This window comes from Bacillus sp. FSL L8-0358 (genome assembly GCF_038593095.1).
GTDB lineage: Bacteria > Bacillota > Bacilli > Bacillales > Bacillaceae > Bacillus > Bacillus subtilis.
Genome location: NZ_CP151962.1, coordinates 2,480,754 through 2,502,058 on the forward strand (window position 1 = coordinate 2,480,754; position 21,305 = coordinate 2,502,058).

21 protein-coding genes are annotated in these 21,305 nt (G+C 44.1%); 1 reads left to right on the forward strand and 20 read right to left on the reverse strand.

Annotated elements, in window-relative coordinates; translation table 11 throughout:
- Positions 1–71 precede the first annotated feature (71 nt).
- The 8 genes from NYE49_RS12700 to rpsU form a co-directional block, all read right to left on the reverse strand.
- Positions 72–1,031: a PhoH family protein gene (locus NYE49_RS12700; RefSeq protein ID WP_014477373.1), complete on the reverse strand. Its 960-nt coding sequence runs from the start codon at positions 1,029–1,031 to the stop codon at positions 72–74.
- Positions 1,028–2,224, reverse strand: a complete 1,197-nt coding sequence (gene yqfD / locus NYE49_RS12705; protein ID WP_047182893.1) for a sporulation protein YqfD — start codon at positions 2,222–2,224, stop codon at positions 1,028–1,030. Before yqfD ends, NYE49_RS12700 begins: the two co-directional genes overlap by 4 nt.
- A gap of 18 nt (positions 2,225–2,242) precedes the next feature.
- Positions 2,243–2,524, reverse strand: a complete 282-nt coding sequence (gene yqfC, locus NYE49_RS12710) for a sporulation protein YqfC (protein WP_003226191.1) — start codon at positions 2,522–2,524, stop codon at positions 2,243–2,245.
- 56 nt (positions 2,525–2,580) lie between these two features.
- Positions 2,581–3,000: a hypothetical protein gene (locus NYE49_RS12715; protein ID WP_047182894.1), complete on the reverse strand. Its 420-nt coding sequence runs from the start codon at positions 2,998–3,000 to the stop codon at positions 2,581–2,583.
- A 24-nt stretch (positions 3,001–3,024) separates the two neighbouring features.
- Entirely contained in the window at positions 3,025–4,020 is a 996-nt protein-coding gene (floA, locus tag NYE49_RS12720) for a flotillin-like protein FloA (RefSeq protein ID WP_003237085.1), read from the reverse strand.
- Between the two features lie 21 nt (positions 4,021–4,041).
- Positions 4,042–5,355, reverse strand: a complete 1,314-nt coding sequence (locus NYE49_RS12725) for a nodulation protein NfeD (RefSeq protein ID WP_047182895.1) — start codon at positions 5,353–5,355, stop codon at positions 4,042–4,044.
- A gap of 130 nt (positions 5,356–5,485) precedes the next feature.
- Positions 5,486–5,932 (reverse strand): GatB/YqeY domain-containing protein, encoded by a 447-nt coding sequence (locus NYE49_RS12730; RefSeq protein ID WP_003230022.1) that lies wholly within the window; start codon positions 5,930–5,932, stop codon positions 5,486–5,488.
- 14 nt (positions 5,933–5,946) lie between these two features.
- A complete protein-coding gene (gene rpsU / locus NYE49_RS12735; RefSeq protein ID WP_003152957.1) occupies positions 5,947–6,120 on the reverse strand; it encodes a 30S ribosomal protein S21 in 174 nt (57 codons plus the stop codon).
- Positions 6,121–6,292: 172 nt separating this feature from the next.
- On the opposite strand from rpsU, the gene NYE49_RS12740 reads away from it, so the two are divergent.
- Complete coding sequence (locus tag NYE49_RS12740; RefSeq protein WP_047182896.1) at positions 6,293–7,216, forward strand: Na/Pi symporter; 924 nt, start codon at positions 6,293–6,295, stop codon at positions 7,214–7,216.
- Positions 7,217–7,252: 36 nt separating this feature from the next.
- On the opposite strand, the gene mtaB is transcribed toward NYE49_RS12740, so the two are convergent.
- The 12 genes from mtaB to gpr form a co-directional block, all read right to left on the reverse strand.
- Entirely contained in the window at positions 7,253–8,608 is a 1,356-nt protein-coding gene (mtaB, locus tag NYE49_RS12745) for a tRNA (N(6)-L-threonylcarbamoyladenosine(37)-C(2))-methylthiotransferase MtaB (RefSeq protein ID WP_003230017.1), read from the reverse strand.
- The gene (locus tag NYE49_RS12750; protein WP_015384126.1) at positions 8,608–9,378 is read right to left on the reverse strand and encodes a 16S rRNA (uracil(1498)-N(3))-methyltransferase; all 771 of its coding nucleotides are present in this window, start codon (positions 9,376–9,378) and stop codon (positions 8,608–8,610) included. The genes mtaB and NYE49_RS12750 overlap by 1 nt, the downstream gene beginning before the upstream one ends.
- Before the next feature lie 22 nt (positions 9,379–9,400).
- On the reverse strand, positions 9,401–10,336 hold the full coding sequence (prmA, locus tag NYE49_RS12755) for a 50S ribosomal protein L11 methyltransferase (RefSeq protein WP_004398884.1): 936 nt from the start codon (positions 10,334–10,336) through the stop codon (positions 9,401–9,403).
- A 24-nt stretch (positions 10,337–10,360) separates the two neighbouring features.
- Positions 10,361–11,488: a molecular chaperone DnaJ gene (gene dnaJ / locus NYE49_RS12760; protein WP_003230010.1), complete on the reverse strand. Its 1,128-nt coding sequence runs from the start codon at positions 11,486–11,488 to the stop codon at positions 10,361–10,363.
- Between the two features lie 199 nt (positions 11,489–11,687).
- The gene (gene dnaK, locus NYE49_RS12765) at positions 11,688–13,523 is read right to left on the reverse strand and encodes a molecular chaperone DnaK (RefSeq protein WP_014477380.1); all 1,836 of its coding nucleotides are present in this window, start codon (positions 13,521–13,523) and stop codon (positions 11,688–11,690) included.
- Between the two features lie 23 nt (positions 13,524–13,546).
- Positions 13,547–14,110 (reverse strand): nucleotide exchange factor GrpE, encoded by a 564-nt coding sequence (gene grpE / locus NYE49_RS12770; protein WP_003230005.1) that lies wholly within the window; start codon positions 14,108–14,110, stop codon positions 13,547–13,549.
- Positions 14,111–14,181: 71 nt separating this feature from the next.
- Complete coding sequence (gene hrcA / locus NYE49_RS12775; protein WP_003246126.1) at positions 14,182–15,213, reverse strand: heat-inducible transcriptional repressor HrcA; 1,032 nt, start codon at positions 15,211–15,213, stop codon at positions 14,182–14,184.
- Between the two features lie 80 nt (positions 15,214–15,293).
- Positions 15,294–16,433 carry a radical SAM family heme chaperone HemW gene (hemW, locus tag NYE49_RS12780; RefSeq protein WP_174616721.1) on the reverse strand — a complete coding sequence of 380 codons (1,140 nt, stop codon included), beginning with the start codon at positions 16,431–16,433 and terminating at the stop codon, positions 15,294–15,296.
- 52 nt (positions 16,434–16,485) lie between these two features.
- A complete protein-coding gene (lepA, locus tag NYE49_RS12785) occupies positions 16,486–18,324 on the reverse strand; it encodes a translation elongation factor 4 (protein ID WP_003229999.1) in 1,839 nt (612 codons plus the stop codon).
- A gap of 133 nt (positions 18,325–18,457) precedes the next feature.
- Positions 18,458–18,796 (reverse strand): YqxA family protein, encoded by a 339-nt coding sequence (locus tag NYE49_RS12790; RefSeq protein ID WP_014477382.1) that lies wholly within the window; start codon positions 18,794–18,796, stop codon positions 18,458–18,460.
- Between the two features lie 16 nt (positions 18,797–18,812).
- Positions 18,813–20,018, reverse strand: coding sequence for a spore autolysin SpoIIP (gene spoIIP / locus NYE49_RS12795; protein WP_014477383.1), 1,206 nt, complete (start codon positions 20,016–20,018; stop codon positions 18,813–18,815).
- A 61-nt stretch (positions 20,019–20,079) separates the two neighbouring features.
- Positions 20,080–21,186, reverse strand: a complete 1,107-nt coding sequence (gpr, locus tag NYE49_RS12800; RefSeq protein ID WP_014480309.1) for a GPR endopeptidase — start codon at positions 21,184–21,186, stop codon at positions 20,080–20,082.
- Positions 21,187–21,305: the final 119 nt, after the last annotated feature.

Genomic DNA, 21,305 nt, shown 5'->3' on the forward strand with positions numbered 1-21,305 from the left:
TCCTCTTGAAACATCAAGCCCATAAGCAATCATAAAAATGACCCGATAACGCGCGATCGGGTCATTCAGCATTAATTTTGCTTATCGTATGCTTCAATAATTTTCGCAACAAGCGGATGTCTGACCACGTCTGTCTGGTCTAGCTCAATCATAGAAATGCCGTCTATTCCTTTCAGCATCTCCTTCGCTACTGCAAGTCCCGATTTGACGCCTTTCGGCAGATCAATTTGGCTAACGTCACCTGTAATGATCATTTTAGAGCCAAAACCCAGTCTCGTCAAAAACATTTTCATTTGAGCAGGCGTGGTATTCTGTGCTTCATCAAGTATAACATAAGCATCATCGAGCGTCCGTCCCCTCATATATGCGAGCGGAGCAATTTCAATGATGCCTCTTTCCATCAGACGTTCTGTATGATCTGCCCCAAGCACATCATGGAGAGCGTCATACAGCGGGCGCAAATAAGGATCTACTTTTTCTTTTAGGTCACCTGGGAGAAAACCAAGGCTTTCACCAGCTTCCACGGCAGGTCTTGTTAAAATGATTTTTTTGATATGTCCGTTTTTTAAAGCATGGACTGCTTTTACGACAGCCAGGTACGTTTTCCCGGTTCCCGCCGGACCAATGCCGAATACAAGGTCATTCCGCTTCATAGCGGCCACGTATTCCCGCTGTCCCATTGTTTTTACACGGATTGATTTGCCTTTTGCGTTTTTTGTAATTTCTTCTTCATACATGCTTTCAAAGTATTCAAGTTCATTCTTCTTTGCCATTTTGATGGCGTAAATCACATCACGTTCAGAGATCTCTATCCCCTTGCGAATTAAAGCGAGGAGCGATCCCAGCAGCCTGTCTGCAATCTGAAACGATTCATCATCGCCTGAAACATAAATCGTCTCGCCGCGCGTAATGATATTTACATTCAGATCTTTCTCCATCAATTTCAAAAAAGAATCTTGGTTCCCGAAGAGTGAAAGCGCCTCGTCCGGGTTTTTCAGTTTTTGATTCATCGCAAGTAAATGTTCTGTCATTCTTCAGTCTCCCTGACAATAGGTGTGGTTTGAACGATATCTTCTATAACTTGGTAGAGAATAATCAACTTTACTTTACCATTCTCAACAGTCTGGTGCAAAACTTTTTCACTTTTCACCTCGCCGTTTTCGCCTATTTTATCCTCTACATCCTGTTTACCCAATTTAATGCCTTCTTGAATTGCTTCTTCTTTCGTATATTTTCGTAAAGCCTCTTCACTTTCTCTCGTTTGCTCTTTGACATAGGATACAGGGAGCTTAAATCCGAGAAAATGAAGCGAATGCTTTTCTTGTTCTGTTTTTGGATGCTTCAATTCCTCTTTTTTAAACGTCATCCCCCAGATCGGGATTGCCAAAGAACCAAAAGAAAGCTTGTGCTTTGTCCTTACTTTGCCCGTATAGACGTTAAATAATGTTTCAAGCGGGACTGTCACTTCTGATCTATACCAGGTTTCTCCGTAAATTTCTGCTTTTGAGGCAACTTCTTGCTGATGGTCTTCGCTGCCGATCAGTCCCGAAACAAGCAGCTGACCCTTTTCAACATGATCGTGTATGGCAGCCATGGGCTGTCCTTTTTGCACAAACATTCTCGTAATGGTTGCTTTCTTTTTGGCGACAATATTGCGCGGGCTAACATACTTTTCTTTTTCGGGCTCATTTTTCTCCACAACTTTCATGTGAATGGTCGTCCCCTTCAGATCAACTCCGACCCAAGTGATATTGTCTATTCCATTGGTTAATGATTTCTGTATTTTTTCGGGCGACATCATTAAAAACTGCAGACGGCCCTTTTTGACGCCGATTTCATTAAGATGCTGCCTCATTTGATGTTCTGTTTCAGGCTTAGCGCCTGTCACATCAATTTTCCACACCATATTGGACAGCAAAAACAAAAGGATGAAAAAAATCGCAAAACCGATCGTAAACCCTATATTCAGCTTTGATTTCAGCAACAGGAAGGGAAAACCCTTCCGATTGATAAATCGGGCTTTACATTTAAATTTACTTCTCACCCGCCGAAAGGCATGTACATCCTGAAGCTGTATATATAACGATACGGCTTCTTTCTTTTTTTTGACATGAAAGACCGGAATCCCCTGTCTTGTGCATTCATTAAGGAGCCGCTCAATCCCTCTTCCCGTCAATTCAAGCTGGACCTTACCCGAAAAAAAAGACAGCCATTTATTTTTCACAACATTTCCCCCTCGGCTTTATGACTCAACATATCGAACGACATCAATCGTACCCTCCAAAAGTATCTCTTCCGGAAGAATCGCCTTGATGACAAAATTTTTACCAGATATGATGCACTGGCCCTGCTTCAGCATAAGCCTCACTTCATTCTCACTGAAAAGCAAAAGACCTCTGTGGTTTTCTATGTAGATATGAAGTCTGCCAACCATTGTAATCCTCGGCAGATCCATCATAACGTCCGGGGGAATTTCCAATGCTCTTGTCAGCCAAGCTTTCATACGATTCTTTCTTTGCCCCATACAAAAAGAACCCCCTTTCATCTCATATGTATGATTTGAAAGGAGGTTCTAACACTTTAATTTTTACGGGCCGGGCGCATCGTACGGTGAGGTTTTTTCGCCCGTGGAGGTCCGAACACCTCTCCTAGAACGATCCCCTGTACGACGGTGTCTTTATTCACCTGAAGCATTTTTTGTTTTGTGTATACTGTTTTTTGTTTGGCAGCAGCAAGATCTCGTTCCAGCCCTTTCAAGTTTCTTGCTGTTTCCCTGCGTCTTTCTTCCGCTTCCCGTCTTGCCTGTTCCATACGGTTAGGGATAGGTGCAGGGGCGTCTTCTTTTGACTGCTTCTTTTGAGGAGAAGCAGATTGCACGTGTTGAGGTTTTTTTCTTTTTTGGTTGTTTTGCTTTTCTTCTTTGTTCTTTTTGCCGAAAATCGCAGAAATGATTCCGATAATCGCTGCAATAATAAGCGGATTGGTCAGTATATCTTCCATCAGAGTTCTCCCTTCTTAGAGAGATTATGATTTGCGGTCTTCATCAGACGAATCTTTCGTCAGTTTGCCGAATGAATCACGCATTTCTGTGTCAGCATCGATGTTTTTGATATTCATGTAGTCCATGACGCCAATATTCCCTTCACGTAAAGCTTCTGCCATCGCAAGCGGCACTTCCGCTTCGGCTTCTACCACTTTCGCGCGCATTTCTTCTACGCGGGCGCGCATTTCCTGTTCTTGAGCGACAGCCATCGCACGTCGTTCTTCCGCTTTTGCCTGCGCGATGTTTTTATCAGCCTCGGCCTGATCGGTTTGTAAAATTGCACCGATGTTTTTGCCGATATCTACATCTGCAATATCAATGGAGAGAATTTCAAACGCAGTTCCTGAGTCCAATCCTTTTCCAAGGACTGTCTGAGAAATCATATCAGGGTTTTCAAGCACTTTTTTATGATTATCTGATGAACCGATTGTAGAGACAATCCCTTCGCCGACACGGGCTACAATGGTTTCTTCCCCTGCTCCCCCGACGAGGCGTTCGATATTCGCTCTTACTGTGATTCTCGCTTTCGCTTTCATTTCAATCCCGTCCATGGCAACACCGGCAATAAATGGTGTTTCAATCACCTTAGGGTTAACACTCATCTGCACGGCTTCCAATACGTCACGGCCGGCAAGATCAATAGCAGCACAGCGTTCGAATGTGAGTTCAATGTTGGCTCGCTGAGCAGCGATCAGAGCATTGACAACTCTGTCAACGTTTCCTCCGGCAAGATAGTGGCTTTCAAGCTGGTTTGTTCCAACGTCGAGTCCGGCTTTATGCGCTTTAATCAGCGGGTTAACAACCCGATTCGGAATGACGCGGCGAAGCCTCATCCCCACAAGAGTGAAAATGCTGATTCTAACTCCGGCTGCTAATGCTGAAATCCATAGCATCACAGGCACAAATGTAAAAAATACAGCTAAAACAATGATCCCTACTACGATAATAGCCAGAATCATAAGTGTTGATGGATCCATATCTATTCTCCTCGTTTCTGTTTAAATTTCTCGCACGACAATGCGGGAGCCTTCTACTTTAATCACCTTTACTTTCTTATCTTTTTCTGTAAACGATCCCTCTGAAACGACGTCAAGGCGTTCATCATCAATAATGACGGTACCGGAAGGACGCAGCGGTGTAAAGGTTATACCCACTTTTCCCATTAAGTCCGTGCGCGTTTGATTTGAAACGTAGCCGCTCTCCGTATTTGTAGAATCATTTAATATCAATTTCTTAAAGAATTTCATACGCTTTCCCAACACCCTTGTCAGTAAAATAAAAGCTGTAATCGAAACAGCTGAGGCGATCAAGAGAGAAACCGCCATGACAGTGAAGCTCCCCGCGGCTAAAAACAGGCTCGCAATAATCGCTCCCAAGCCCAGTAATCCAATGATTCCTCCGGGAAGAAAAATCTCAAGCAGGATGAGGATCACCCCTGCTATAAAGAGGAGAACCGTCTCATACCCGGCAAGGCCGGCTGCAAGATGCCCGTAAAAGAACAGCAATAACGCAATAAGTCCAGCCGTTCCAGGGAGGCCGACACCCGGTGAAAAAAGCTCCACCGTCAGACCTAAAAAAGCGATTGTCAGCAGAATAGGGACAATGACCGGATTCGTCAGCCACCTTCCTGACTTTTCCGCAAAGCTCTCCTTTGCGTAGCTGATCTGCGCCTTTTCGAACCCAAGCTTCTTTACGAGCGTGGACAAATTGTCAGCAGTGCCTTCTGAATACCCTATCTCAATTGCCTTGTCTGCGTTAAGTGTCAGCAGATCTCCCTTAGGCGCGCCGACTTCCTTGGCATCTATATCTGGGTCAGCCATTGCGAGCGCATATTTTGGATCGCGGTTATTTTTCACTGCGGCATCTTCCATCTCTGCCAGCCAAAGTGATTGAGCTTTTTGGTCAGCGGCATTGCCTTGGCCATCAACAATCGCGGCGGCTCCCATTTTTCCGCCAGGCGCCATATAAATGTGATCTGCTTGAAGTGCAATATATGCACCAGCAGACAACGCGCGTTTGTTGACATATGCAGTTACAGGGATCTCGCTTTCGGTTATCAAATCGGCCATATCAATAGCAGATTTGACCAATCCCCCCGGGGTATTGATATCAAGAATAATATGGTCTGCATGTGCATCCTTTGCGTCTTGTAACGAACGGGACAAAAACGAGGCGAGACCCTGTTCGACATTTTTTTCAACCGGAATCACATAAACAGTTTGTTTTTCTGCTTTTGCGTTCAGTTGTACGCCTAATAAAGAAAGCAAAAATATACTCAAAAGAGCAGCACGGAATCCTTTGATTTGAAGCAAGGGCGGTGTATCCCTCCTTCCTTTTATAATAAGTGCCTTCTCTTCATACGTAACAAATGTATCAAAGGTTTCATTTTTTTATGTATAAAAAAAGACATCTCTCTTAGAAAGATGTCCTTTTCTTTGCCATTTAAGACAGTTGACTGCTCACAAGCTTATTAATTAAACTTCCGTCAGCTTTACCTTTTACTTTAGGCATAATTGCCCCCATCACTTTGCCCATGTCCGCTTTTGAGCTCGCACCGACCTCCGCGATGGTTTCATTTACGATTGTACGCAGCTCTTCTTCTGACAGCTGCTCAGGTAAATAAACTTCTAAAATGTCCAGCTCTTTTTGAACTTTATCTACTAAATCTAAACGATTAGCGTTTGAAAATTCCTGGAGGGAGTCTTTACGTTGCTTAAGTTCACGAGAAAGGACAGTGAGTTCCTCATCCTCGGTCAAACTGTCTTTCTTAAGCTTAATTGCTTCATTTTGAAGTGAAGCCTTAACCATTCGAACGACAGTCAGTTTGTCTTTCTCACGGTTTTTCATATACAGCTTCATATCCTGGTTGAGACGCTCAAGAAGACTCATAAATCCACCCTCTTTTAGAATTTGCGTTTTCTAGCAGCTTCAGACTTTTTCTTGCGCTTTACGCTAGGTTTTTCATAAAATTCACGCTTTCTTGCTTCTTGCAAAGTACCTGTCTTTGATACACTGCGTTTGAAGCGACGAAGAGCATCTTCAAGCGATTCGTTTTTTCTAACGACCGTTTTTGACATTCTCTTTCCCTCCCTCCGAATACACCAATCGACTACCTTTAAGTTACACATATAAACATGTACTTTGACATTATAATATAAGCCATCAGTCAGGTCAACTAAGTGAGTTCACTTTTCCGTCATGAGTGCGACTGCCTGTCTATATAATGATAGAAAGGGGTTGGTGAATAGGATGTTAATTCTGATTAGCTTTACTGCTCTTATATTATTCTTTCTCGCAGGCATGAACATGCTTCGAAAGGGCTTAATTTCAATGGCGTACTCAAAAATTGAAGAACGTTTGCTTTTATTTACGGACCATCCGTTAAAAGCGTTTCTTATCAGTATTGTATTTACGGGGATACTTCAGAGCAGTTCAGCTTTTATGGTCATTGTCATCGGCTTTGTAAGTGCGGGCGTTCTTTCTTTTAAGCGTACAATACCGATGATTCTGGGGACGAATGTTGGCTCTACTTTTACAACTGAATTTATTGCTATCAAAATGGATATTTTGATTTGGGTTCTTTTAATAGGAGGTTTATTGTTTTTTCTGACTGGCAGGTATCCTTTGAAACAGCTGGGAACAAGCTTCCTTGGACTGGGCATCATCTTCTTTTGCATCAGCGGATTCAGCCACCTTGCCGGGCCGCTGACGAAGCTGAAAACGGGAGCCGACGTTCTATACCATGTTAACGATTCAAACTGGTCCGCTTTGCTCATCGGGATGGTGTTAACTGCCATCATTCACTCCAGTTCTGTCTGTATCGGCATTTTGATGAGTTTTATGAATGAAGGGATTATCGGACTGACACAGGCGATGAGCGTCGTACTCGGATCCAATATCGGGACATGCATTACAGCTGTCATGGCTGCTGTATCCGGCGGATATGCGGCGAAACAGACAGCGTATGCCCATGTGGTATTTAACGTGCTAGGGGTGGCTCTAGTATTGCCTTTTCTGACCGCAGCGACCGGCTTTGTAGAGCAGTTATCACCCGATCCTGCCCAAAGGATTGCTCATTTCAGTCTTTTATTTAATGTAGTAACAGCTCTTTTATTCCTTCCGCTTACAAACTTGTTTTACCGATTGATTCACTTTCTTATCCCGGCTAAATAAAAAAACCGGTACATTTTAATGCACCGATTTTTTAGGTTAAGAAGACAAACGCATGTGTTCAGTTATTTCATCCTCAACCACACGGACAAACTGTCCTTCGTTGTAAGGATAACCTGCTTTTAGGATTTTGACTTTTACGATTTTGCCGATCATATCTTCCGTACCTTTGAAAACAACCTTCATATAATTGTCTGTGTAACCGACAAACATATTTTCTTCTTCTGTTTCCTTAAACGCTTCCTCAGGGATAATCTCAAGCACTTCATTTTCATACTGAGAAGCGTATTCTTTTGCAAGCTGGTCAGAAAGAGCAATCAGGCGGTGCACACGTTCGTTTTTCACGTTTTCATCCACTTGGTCTTCCATTCGCGCAGCTGGTGTTCCTGTACGTTTACTGTAAGGGAAAACATGCAGTTCAGAGAATTTATGTTCTTTAATAAAGTTATAGGTTTCCATAAATTCTTCTTCTGTTTCTCCAGGGAACCCGACGATGACATCAGAAGTAACAGCTAAGCCTGGCAGTGCTTTTTTCAATTTATTTAAACGGTCTGCAAAGAATTCCATTGTATATTTGCGTCTCATCCGTTTAAGCACTGTGTTTGATCCGGATTGGATAGGAATATGCAGATGATTCACTATCTTATCTGAGCGGTCTAAGACCTCGATCACTTCGTCAGTGATTTGGCTGGCTTCGATTGAAGAAATTCTGATCCGTTTCACGCCTTCCACACGGGTGTCTAATTCGCTCAAAAGCTTCGCGAAGTTGTAATCTTTCATATCTTCGCCGTAGCCGCCTGTATGAATACCCGTAAGAACAATTTCCTTATATCCGGCATCGACAAGCTGCTGCGCTTGTTTAATGACTTCTTCAGGATCGCGGGAGCGGAGCAGGCCTCTCGCCCACGGAATGATACAGAATGTGCAGAAATTATTGCAGCCCTCCTGTATTTTCAATGACGCTCTTGTCCGGTCCGTGAAAGCAGGCACATCAAGCTCTTCATATACTCTTGCTTTCATGATGTTGCTGACGCCATTAATCGGCTGGCGTTCTTCTCGGTATTGGTCAATGTAGCCAAGCATTTTTTCACGGTCCTGTGTTCCGACTACAATGTCGACACCGGGGATCGCCATAATCTCAGCAGGTGAGGTTTGCGCGTAGCAGCCTGTGACACAGATGACACCGTCAGGATTTTGACGAATGGCGCGTCTGATCACTTGGCGGCTTTTTTTATCTCCCGTATTTGTAACCGTACATGTATTAATGACATATACATCAGCTGTTTGTTCAAAATCTCTTCTTTCATAGCCCGCTTCTTTGAAAAGCTGCCAGATTGCTTCTGTTTCATAATGGTTGACTTTACAGCCAAGCGTATGGAAAGCAACAGTTGCCATTACTGATCACCTCTTAATAACTCTGTTTGATAAGAAATCGCGCTTAACGCGTATAGCGGAGCGGTTTCTGTCCTTAAAATTCTCGGTCCAAGGCCGCACGTCACACCGTCTTGCTCTGTGAGCCGTTCAACCTCCGCTTCTGTTAAACCGCCTTCGGGACCAAATACGATCAATAGAGATGATCCTTTCGGAAGGCTGCTTACAATCGCGCTGAATGCGCTTATTTCCCCTTGCTTCGATGACTCCTCGTATGCAACGACACATTTATCGAAATCCTGCATCCTTTGAAGAAGCTGCTGAAAAGAATGGACATCCATCACTCGCGGCACTTCGTTACGGTACGATTGCTCAGCCGCTTCCTTTGCAATTTTCGTCCATCTTTCCCGCTTTTTCTTTGCCTTTTTGTCATCCAGCTTGACAACAGAACGCGCGGCTTGGAAAGGAATAAAGGCATGAGCTCCGAGCTCAGTCCCCTTTTGGATAATCCATTCAAGCTTATCTCCTTTCGGAAGGCCGCTCGCAATATAGACCTTTATCGGAAGCTCTCTGTTTTCATTCGTCCATTCTATCACAAGGCAGGACACTTTATCTTTGGAAACAGATTGAAGTTCACATTTTGCCTCGAAGCCGTCTTGAGAGCAGCAGATAATCTGATCTCCCTCATTCATTCTCATCACGTTCACAATATGATGAACATCTTCGCCTGTAATCGAAAAAGCCGGCGCTTCCTCTATTTGCTGCTTCGTGAGCTCGATAAAATATCGTTGCATACGCTGTGACACCTACTAACTGTTATTTTTTCGCAATAATGCTGACCCAATCTTCCATTGAAAGGATTTCTACAATGGTAAAGCCAGCTTGTTCCAGTGCTTCTTTTACTTCTTGTTTTTTATGACCGATGATTCCTGACGTAATAAAGTGGCCGCCTTCTTTTAACAGGCTGTACGCTTGTGAAGTAAAGCGAAGAATGACTTCAGCCAAAATGTTGGCCACAATCACATCATGTTCCCCTTCAATCCCGTCTAACAAATTGTTTTGCTTCACTTGAGCAATATCGCTGACTTTGTTCAGCTTGAGATTAAGGCGTGCACTTTCTACAGCCACGGGATCAAGATCGTAGGCATGAACCGATTCAGCCTCAAGCATTGCAGCCGCAATACTTAAAATTCCCGAACCAGTGCCGACATCAATCACCTTATCACCCTTTTGCACAAAGCGTTCAAGCGCCTGAATGCAGAGTACGGTTGTCGGATGTGTCCCTGTGCCGAAAGCCATTCCCGGGTCCATTTCAATAATCAGTTCATCAGTATGGACCGGCGTATATTCCTCCCACGTCGGCACAATTGTAAACTTTTCAGAAATTTTCACAGGATGATAATACTTTTTCCAGGCAGTCGCCCACTCTTCTTCATTTACTTCAGAAATAGTGATGTGGTTTCTGCCCAAATCAATATTGTAAAGAAGGAGATTGTTAATCGTTTCTTTAATGCCGTCTACAGTTTCGCCCAGAAAACTGTTAACCGGCAGATATGCTTTGACAATGACACCCTCATCTGGGTAATCATTGGGGTCGAGCTGGTAGATTTCCCCGTACACATTCTCACGTTCTTTAATTAAATCAAGCGGGTCCTCTATCACAACCCCACTTGCACCAGCTTCATGCAATATATTTGAGATAGGTTCGACCGCTTCATGTGTTGTGTGAATGCTTAATTCGGACCATTTCAAAACTACCAACTCCTCATCCAATAATTAATCGCCTTTAAACGCGCGTTTTACCTTGTCAAAGAAACTCATTTCCTGTTCGTCAGGCAGGTTTCCGCTGACTTCGGCAAATTCGCGGATAATGTCTTTTTGTTTATCAGTCAGATTTGTCGGCGTAACGACGCGGACGACGATATGCTGGTCACCCTGTCCATAGCCTCTGACATTTTGAACGCCTTTGCCTCTTAATCTGAATTTCGTCCCTGTTTGTGTACCGGCCGGAATTTTCAATTTCACTTTTCCATGCAGCGTCGGCACTTCTACCTCATCTCCAAGAGCAGCCTGAGCAAACGTTAACGGCATTTCACAGTAAATATCATCGCCGTCACGCTCGAAGAACTCGTGTGCGCGTACATGGAACACGACAAATAAATCCCCGGCAGGGCCGCCGTTTATTCCTGGTTCACCCTGTCCCGAGAGACGAAGCTGCTGCCCGTCATCTACACCGGCTGGAATTGTCACGTTGATTTTCTTGCGTTTTTTGATTTTTCCTTTGCCGCCGCAGTCCGCACATTTGTTTTTAATGATTTTGCCTGTACCTTCACAGTGGTGGCAGACCCGTCTGTTAACGACTTTTCCAAACGGTGTATTTTGCTCCACGTTTAACTGGCCGGAGCCTCCGCAGTGGGAGCATGTTTCTGGATTTGTTCCAGGTTTCGCGCCTGAGCCTTTACATGTTTCGCACGTTTCCTCGCGGGGAATTTCGATGGTTGTTTCTTTACCGAAAGCCGCATCCTCAAACGACAGGGTCATCGTATACTGTAAATCAGCACCCTGGCGCGGAGCATTTGGATCTCTTCGTCTAGTACCTCCGCCGAAAATACTTGAGAAAATATCATCGAAACCAAAACCGCCGAAATCGCCGCCGCCAAAACCTCCGCCGCCGAAGCCTTGGTTAGGATCAGTGTGACCAAATTGATCGTAATGCGCTCGTTTTTGGTCATCTGACAGCGTTTCGTACGCTTCTTTTACCTCTTTAAATTTTTCATCTGATCCGGCTTCTTTGTTAATATCAGGATGATATTTTTTTGACAGCTTCCGATAAGCTTTTTTAATTTCATCCTTTGAAGCGCTCTTACTTACTCCCAGCACTTCATAGTAATCACGCTTACTCATCTCGCTTCACTCTCCCGAATTTCTCACATAAATTAGATTGTATCATTTTGAATTATGATTTTTCAATTCCTTTTATCCCGGGCAAGAAAAAAAGTCAAAGCCAAGAGATGCCTGACTTTGACTTTCTAATCATTGAATCAGATTATGAAATGTGTTCTTTTCGGTCAGCTCCTGAAGCGGGACTGACCCTAAAAAGAACTTATTTTTTGTTTTGGTCGTCGTTTACTTCTTCGTATTCAGCGTCGACAACGTTGTCATCCGCTTTGCCTTCAGCGTTTGCTCCGCCTTGAGCTTGCTGTGCTTTAGCAGCTTCTTCATAAAGCTTCATAGAAAGCTCTTGAACGATTGTTTGAAGCTCATCTTTTTTCGCTTTGATCTCTTCAAATTCGTTTTTCTCAATCGCTGCTTTTAAAGCGTCTTTGGCATCGTTGGCTTTTTTCACTTGTTCTTCGTCCACTTTGCCTTCAAGATCTTTTAATGTTTTCTCAGTTTGGAAAACAAGCTGATCTGCTTCGTTGCGGACTTCGATTTCTTCTTTTTTCTTCGCATCAGCGTCAGCATTTTCTTCCGCTTCTTTTACCATGCGTTCGATCTCTTCATCTGAAAGACCTGAAGAAGATTTGATTGTAATGTTTTGTTCTTTTCCTGTGCCTAAGTCTTTTGCTCTTACGTTTACGATACCGTTTTTGTCAATATCGAAAGAAACTTCGATTTGAGGCACGCCGCGCGGTGCTGGCGGGATATCAGTAAGCTGGAAGCGGCCGAGTGTTTTGTTGTCGGCAGACATTGGGCGCTCACCTTGAAGAACATGGATATCAACAGCTGTTTGGTTATCAGCAGCAGTTGAGAACACTTGAGATTTGCTTGTCGGGATCGTCGTGTTGCGGTCGATCAGTTTTGTAAACACGCCGCCCATTGTTTCGATACCGAGAGAAAGCGGTGTAACGTCAAGAAGAACAACGTCTTTTACGTCACCTGTGATAACGCCGCCCTGAATCGCAGCACCAAGCGCTACAACTTCATCCGGGTTTACGCCTTTATGCGCTTCTTTTCCAGTTTCTTTTTTGATTGCTTCTTGTACGGCAGGGATACGAGTTGATCCGCCGACAAGGATGACTTTGTCGATTTCGCTTGCAGAAAGTCCTGCATCTTGAAGCGCTTGACGGACAGGACCCATTGTGCGCTCTACTAAATGAGAAGAAAGCTCTTCGAATTTAGCGCGAGTTAATGTAAGTTCAAGGTGAAGCGGTCCTGCTTCTCCAGCTGTGATAAACGGTAAAGAAATTTGCGTAGAAGATACGCCGGAAAGATCTTTTTTCGCTTTTTCAGCTGCGTCTTTCAAACGCTGAAGCGCCATTTTGTCTTTTGACAAATCAATGCCGTTTTCTTTTTTGAATTCAGACACAAGATGATCGATGATAACTTGGTCAAAATCGTCCCCGCCCAGACGGTTGTCGCCGGCAGTTGAACGAACTTCGAATACACCGTCGCCAAGCTCAAGGATGGAAACGTCGAATGTACCGCCGCCAAGGTCGTATACTAGGATCGTTTGATCTTCATCTGTTTTATCAAGTCCGTATGCAAGCGCTGCTGCAGTCGGCTCGTTGATGATACGTTCTACTTCAAGACCTGCAATTTTACCAGCGTCTTTTGTTGCTTGACGCTCAGCATCGTTAAAGTATGCAGGAACTGTGATAACTGCTTTTGATACTGTTTCGCCAAGGTAGCTTTCAGCGTATGATTTAAGGTGCTGAAGGATGATAGCAGACACTTCTTGAGGAGTGTAATCTTTTCCTTCAATTTCCACTTTATAGTCAGTACCCATATGGCGTTTAACAGACATGATAGTGTTAGGGTTTGTGATAGATTGGCGTTTAGCCACTTCCCCTACTTGACGTTCGCCATTTTTAAACGCAACAACTGATGGCGTTGTGCGGTTTCCTTCAGCGTTAGCAATCACTTTAGGCTCGCCGCCTTCAAGCACTGCCACACATGAGTTTGTTGTTCCTAAGTCGATTCCGATAACTTTACTCACTTGAATAACCTCCTGCTATGTAATTATTGATTCACTTTGACCATGGAAGGGCGAATGACGCGATCCTTCAGCTTATAGCCTTTTTGCATTTCCTCAACAACAATGTTGGAGCCGTAGTTTTCGTCTTCAGCCTGCATAACAGCTTGGTGCAGATTAGGATCAAATTCCTGCCCTACAGCTTCGATGGCTTCGACGCCTTCTTTTTTCAAGGCTTCTACGAGCTGACGGTGGACCATTTCCATTCCCTGGAGCAAACTTTTCGTCTGTTCATTGTCGGCTTCAACCTGAAGCGCTCGTTCAAAGCTGTCAAGAGCCGGCAGCAAATCAGTCACGATATTTTGAGAACGGTATTTTTGGGACGCTTCCATCTCTAAACGGCTGCGTCGTTTATAGTTTTCAAAGTCTGCTTGAACACGCAAAAGTTTGTTTTCTTTTTCCTCAAGCAAACCTTGCAATTCGTTAATTTGGTTTTGAAGAAGTTCGCTTTCATTTGTTTCTTCCTGCTGTTCATCAGCGGCAGCTTGTTCTTCAATGATTTCTTGCTCTTCTGTTTCGTTTTGTTCAACGGTTTGTTTTTCTTCTGACATTGTGTTCACCTCCCTCAAAGTGTAAGGAGAAGGACAGGTGCTGCCCTTCGATAAAATTTGCCAAAATTCCCTTATTCATCATACAGACTTGTTAATGCTTTTGACAAGTCCGAAGTCACATGCTGAAGCAGGCTGACAACCCTGGAATAATTCATGCGGGTCGGGCCGATAATCGCAATTGAGCCGATCTGCTTCTGGTCTACGGAATAAGAAGCCGTAATCAGACTGCAATTTTCCATCTCTTCATAGTCGTTTTCTTTTCCGATTTTAATCGAAATTCCCGTGTGCGGGGATTGAACCAGCTTTAAAACATCCTGTTCTTTCTCAATTAATGAAAGCAGTGACCGAACTCGGGTGATATCATGGAACTCAGGCTGGTTCAGCATATTGATTTTCCCGCCAAAAAACAACTTTTCAACATGATTTGTGGAATGAAAGGTTGAACGAAGCGCGTCGAGTATATTGTCATAGTTTTTAATGTGCTGTCTTAGGTACATGACAACTTCCTTAAATATGCGCTCATTCAGTTCATCCATTGGAACGCCGCTTAAACGGTCGTTCAGTATATTTACCAGTTTTTCAATATCAGACAGATCCATTTTGGTCGGAAAGTTAATCGTTTTGTTTTCCACATGCCCCGTATTGGTAACGAGAATCGCTACCGCCATATCAGGCTGAATCGGAATGATTTGAATCTGTTTAAGGTAATTCTCACTCAGCTTCGGCCCGAGTACGATGGATGTGTAATTCGTCAGATCGGACAAAATTTGCGCTGATTTTTGAACTGTCTTCTCCAGCTCGAAAATTTTCTCTTTGAAGATCGAGTGGATTTGGTCCAGGTCGCTTTTCGTCAGTTTGACGGGTGACAGCAAATGGTCAACATAGTACCGATACCCTTTTTCTGACGGAACACGTCCTGAGGATGAATGGGTTTTTTCAATAAAGCCCAATTCCTCCAAGTCAGCCATCTCGTTTCTTATTGTTGCAGAGCTAAATGTGATTTCATCTTTTTTCGAAAGAGTTCTTGATCCCACCGGCTGTGCCGATTTAATAAAATCGTTGATTATAACCTGAAGGATCAGCAGCTGACGATTTGTTAACATCATCATCACCTCTGTTAGCACTCTCAATAAGCGAGTGCTAATTCTATAACAAAAGTATCAAACCACAAGAAAAATGTCAATTATAACTCACCCAAAAAAGCGCCAAAAACTTCATTGCCTAATGATTTCCCTTGATGAGTCAAATAAACGGCAGACTCCGAATTGTGAATCAGCCCTTTTTCAGTGAGGTCTTTTAATACGCTTGGGAAAAGTCCATCCAGGGAACGGCCGTATTTTTCTGCGAATCGTTTTTTGCTGACACCGGCTGTTTTTCTCAAACCTAAAAACATTTCTTCTTCAATCTGTTCCTCTGTTGTCACTTCATGTGTATCTCTGTACGGAAAACCCTTTTCAGCTATCAGGTCAATGTAATGCTTAACAGGTCCGACATTCACTGTTCGTGTGCCGCCGATATATCCGTGAGCGCCGGCTCCGAAACCGAAATATTGTTCGTTGCTCCAATACGTTAGATTGTGCTTAGATTCCATGCCTGCCTTAGCAAAGTTGCTGATTTCATATTGATGAATGCCGTGAGCTTCCATCTGGCTCATCACCATTTCATACATTTCAGCTTCCTGCTCCTGCGGCGGAAGATGAAGCCGCCCTTTTTGCATCAAATTATAAAATACCGTTTTCGGTTCTACAATAAGGGAGTAAACGGAATAATGCTCGGCATCCAGTGATAAAGCAGTGTTGATGGAATGTTCCAGATGCTTGAGGGTTTGCCCCGGAAGCCCGAACATGAGATCAAGACTGATATTCTCAAAACCAATTTCCCGCGCTCTTTCAAAAGAGGTGAATACATCTTTTTGCTTGTGCACTCGGCCGATTTTTTCTAACAGATCGTCTTCAAACGTTTGTACACCAAAGCTGAGGCGATTTACGCCTGCTTCTTTTAATATTTTTAATTTCTCTGCGGACAAGTCGTCCGGATTCGCTTCAACCGCAAATTCCGATAAGTCGCTTGAGGGCTTCAGCACACGGTTGATCATGTCCATCAGCTTTTTAAGCTGTTCCTCAGACAGGGAGGTCGGCGTGCCTCCTCCAATAAAGATTGTTTTGAGATCAGGCTGCCCAGTTTTTGCTATTGTATTTATCATTTCCTGTTCGAGTGCGTTTAAATACTCGTCGACTGGCTGACTTTGAATAAAATATTTATTGAAATCGCAGTAGTGGCAAATATGCTCACAAAATGGGATATGGATATAAGCTGATTTCAACGGATTCACCTTCTTTACAGAAAGAAGCCGCAGTACAAGACTGCGGCGGCTTCTATTGTTTTTTCGGACTGTCGTCCATTTTCAGAACTGCCATAAATGCTTCTTGCGGCACTTCAACTGAGCCGACCTGCTTCATACGGCGTTTTCCTTCTTTTTGTTTTTCAAGAAGTTTCCGTTTACGTGAGATGTCCCCCCCGTAACATTTAGCCAATACGTTTTTACGCATTGCTTTTATGGTGGAGCGGGCCACGATTTTCTGGCCGATTGCGGCTTGTACCGGAACTTCAAACTGCTGGCGCGGAATGAGTTCTTTCAGTTTTTCAACGATCACTTTTCCGCGTTCATATGCGTAATCACGATGCACGATAAAGGAAAGGGCATCGATTTTTTCACCATTCAGCATAATGTCCATTTTCACAAGCTTGGACGGTTTGTAGCCGATCAGTTCATAATCAAAGGACGCATAGCCTTTAGTGCTTGATTTCAGCTGGTCAAAAAACTCATATACGATTTCCGCTAATGGCATATCATAAATGATGCTGACTCGGTTTGCGTCTAAATACTGCATATCAATGAAATTGCCGCGTTTACCTTGGCAAAGCTCCATTACAGCGCCGACATAGTCATTCGGCACCATCATCGTCGCTTTTACGTATGGCTCCTCAACCCGTTCGATCTTTTGAGGATCCGGCATGTTGGACGGGTTGTCGACAACGACCTTTTCGCCGTCTGTCATATACACGTCATAGATAACGCTTGGCGCTGTCGTAATCAGGTCGATGTTGAACTCACGCTCAATTCGCTCCTGAATGATCTCCATGTGAAGCATGCCTAAAAATCCGCAGCGGAACCCGAATCCAAGCGCTTGCGAAGTTTCCGCTTCATATTGAAGGGAGGAATCATTCAACTCAAGCTTTTCAAGAGCTTCCCTTAAATCATTATACTTCGCTGTATCAATTGGATACAAACCACAGTACACCATCGGGTTTAGCTTGCGGTATCCCGGCAGCGCTTCTTCTGCAGGATTGGCAGCGCTCGTTATTGTATCACCGACACGTGTGTCACCGACATTTTTGATTGAGGCAGTCAGGAAGCCTACATCACCGACCGTCAGTTCATTTGTCGGAGTTGCTTTCGGCGTGAACACGCCCACCTCTGTTACTTCGAATTCTTTGCCGGTTGCCATCATTTTGATTTTTTGTCCCGGCTTTACCGTTCCTTCAACGACTCTGATATAAGCCACGACACCGCGGTAGGCGTCATAAAGCGAGTCGAAGATCAGCGCTTTGAGCGGTGCCTCCGGATCTCCGGTCGGAGCTGGCACCTTTTCTACGATTTGTTCTAAAATCTCCTCAATCCCGATACCAGCTTTTGCTGAGGCAAGCACGGCTTCTGATGCGTCAAGGCCGATAACGTCTTCTACCTCTTGGCGCACACGTTCAGGCTCGGCGCTCGGAAGGTCGATTTTATTGATGACCGGAAGGATTTCAAGATCGTTGTCAAGCGCTAAGTAGACATTGGCGAGCGTCTGCGCTTCAATCCCCTGGGCTGCATCCACGACAAGAATCGCTCCCTCGCAGGCAGCAAGGCTTCGGGATACTTCATACGTGAAGTCGACGTGTCCCGGCGTATCGATTAGATGAAAGATATATTCTTCTCCGTCTTTTGCTTTATATTTAAGCTGAACAGAGTTTAATTTAATGGTTATGCCCCGCTCACGTTCAAGATCCATAGAATCGAGCAATTGTTCTTTCATTTCTCGTTGAGTGATTGCCGACGTTTTTTCTAAAATACGATCCGCTAAGGTCGATTTTCCGTGGTCAATATGGGCAATGATAGAGAAATTCCGTATTCTCGATTGCCTCTCTAAACGCTTTTCTTTATCTGTCACAATCTATCACTCCTACTATTAAACGCAAAATACACTAGCTTAGATTATATCAATAGGATTGTAAAGATTCAATGTAAAACAAGAAAGAGAAAAGTTCCCTGTCATATCTGGGCTGCTTTTCTCTTTCACGTACTTATTGATTCATATCCCGTATCCATTCATACATTGACTGGGCAGTATTGGTTACGGTGTCTGAAAGCGCTTTTCCGGCTTTCGAAAACATATTGAAGGTCTCCACCTTTTCCAGCTCTTTTTGTTTTTCTTCTAAATCTTTTGCCGTGACTGTTTCTCCTAGGATTGAGGCTTCTTTTTCATTATCTTTTCCGTCGGTGAGCGTAAACGCCCCCTTCAGTGAAGGATCATGATAGCCTTTCATACTCAGCATCCCGTTGTTTGCCTGCTGCATGCCGAACAGCACGCCTAAAAACATGATCGTGACAAGCAGTAAGCATTTTCCAAAATATGCAATCAAATCAACCACCTATTTCTTATTGTTTTTTCGTCTCCCCGCTCGCTGCGTTGACCTTTTCAGCATCCCAGTACATTTCGCTGAATACGTCCGCGGCCGCGTTAGCCGCACGCTGCAGCTCTTCGAGATTATTATCTACCCCGCCAAACTCGAGCAAAAGCGCTCTATCGGTTAAATCCTGATTGTAAACACCATTATCGCCTGGCGAGCCTTTGGAAAAGACACCTGTGCTAAGTCCGGGGTATTTTTTCTCCATCAGTTTATGAAGCTCACTCGCAATTTTATAGTTTTCTTCGAAGTTTTTGCTTTTTTTCCCGACGACAAAGGCTACCCTGGCATAGCTTTTTCCTTTAATCGTTGCGGTTGTGTCTTTTTTGCGCCGTGAGTCTCTGTGGATGTCAATGATATATTGCAGATTTTTGTTTGAAGCGAGGGCGTCTTTCACGACCGGCCTTGATTCATCGTAGGACCTGGCATAGTTTAAGCCTTTTTTATTCAATTTTGACTGTATATCGGTTTTATTCACTGTGGCTCCGATTCCCTGGGATTCAAGCGCTTGTCCGAACATATCTCCTACAAGCGTGACGTTGGCTTTAGAATGGCGCGCCATGTCAGGATCGGTCTCGCCTTTTAATAGAGGGAGATATGATTCCGTATTGTGCGTGTGATAGATAAACACGACCTTTTTATCACCTGTTGTTTGTTTGGGCGGATCTTTTTGCGCATTATCTGATTGCGTTTGCTGTTTTTCAATCTCTGCCAAATTCGCTTCTCTTTCTTCCTCCATCACCTTAGACGGCGGCGGCGATTCCGCAGGCATATTCGTATAATCCGTCCCTTGTCCAGCTAACAAAATCTCGGTATCAAATTGTGCAAACCCCGGCAGCTCCCGACCGAGAAAGCTCCGCGGATCTTCGAGGTTAATGCTCGTCGCCAGCTTTAAAGAAAGACGAGAAAGATGAAATGAGCTGTCTGTTTGAGAGAGGTCAGAAGCGAAATAATGGTTTTCCATCCGCAGCAAGTGTGCAAACACGTCACCCGGCAATTCTTCAGCAATCCCATAAAAAGAGTCAGACGACGGCCTAAGTTCCGGCCGGAGAGACGTCAGCACACCGGATAGAACAAAAATCACGATAAGGCTTACGATAAATAGAAAGATGGCTTTTACCGCTTTCCCTCCATTTACCGCAACAACAATTTGTCTGTTTCTGCGTTTATTTCTCATTGAATCCCTCCAGCGCTTGTCTAGTAATACTCTATGAACAAGCTAGAGGAAGTAGAACTGTTTAGTGATTGTAGGAGCCTTTGTTTTCTTGTGACACTTTTTCATGAAGCGCTGTGTTTAATCCGTTCGCTAAAACATTTGCCATATCGTCGATAAATGAATCGACTTCCTTCGGCGTAACCATTAAGTTGTGCCCTAAAGGCGAAAGCACCTCGTGAATGAGCTGCCGTTTTTCATCTTCTTGAAGGGTTCCGACAATCCCTAGGAACGATTGGCGCTGCTTTTGATCGGGAAGATCTTCTTCAGTGAGCACTTTCTTTTTCCCAAACGTCATGCCTGCCGGGACAAGCGATCTTGATGGCCTGTTATCCTTCATTTCTCTGCCAAAATGTTTTAATATGTAGTCCACCGTGTCACTGGCAATTGTCACGGCATCAACTACTGTCGGAACACCGATAGCAATCACCGGAACACCAAGCGTGTCTTTGCTTAAATCTTTTCGTTTATTCCCCACTCCAGATCCCGGGTGAATGCCTGTATCCGATATTTGAATGGTTGTGTTGACCCTTTCCACCGCCCGCGCCGCCAACGCATCAATGGCGATGACAAAATCAGGCTTCGATTGCTCAATCACACCTTTAATAATGTCACTTGTTTCGATTCCTGTTATCCCCATTACACCCGGTGCAAATGCACTGACAGGCCTGTACCCCTCCTGTACGTTTTCCGGCTGAAGCTTAAACAAGTGCCTTGTTACCAACAGATTTTCTACTGCCATCGGTCCAAGCGCGTCAGGTGTCACGTTCCAGTTGCCGAGCCCAACGATCAAACAGCTCGCATCTTTTGAGATATTAAGGTTTTCAAGAAAAGCTGAGAATTCCTCCGCAAAGACAGCAGAGACCTTCTCCTGCATTTCCGAATCATTCTCCCTGATTCCCTGTGCTTCAAGCGTTAAATAGCGCCCTTCTTTTTTTCCCGAAAGCTCTGCGCCTTCCTTTGTAACATCAACTGTGCGGATTTTAATGCCGCCGTGATCACGCTCTTTTTCAATAAAGCCTTTAATTTCTTTTGTCGGCACAGCCTGCTGATTGGCCATTGCTTCCTTCGTTTCTACTGCCAAATCGGTCCGTATCAAATACTGATTCACATCCAGCTCACTCTTTTTCATACAGGGGCCTCCTTCACATTAAGTACCTATATTGTTGCCATTTGCTGAATGAATCATGCTAAAAAGAGAACCTTCAATGAAAAATACTTTACATTTATATTGCAATCTAAAGGTGTGTT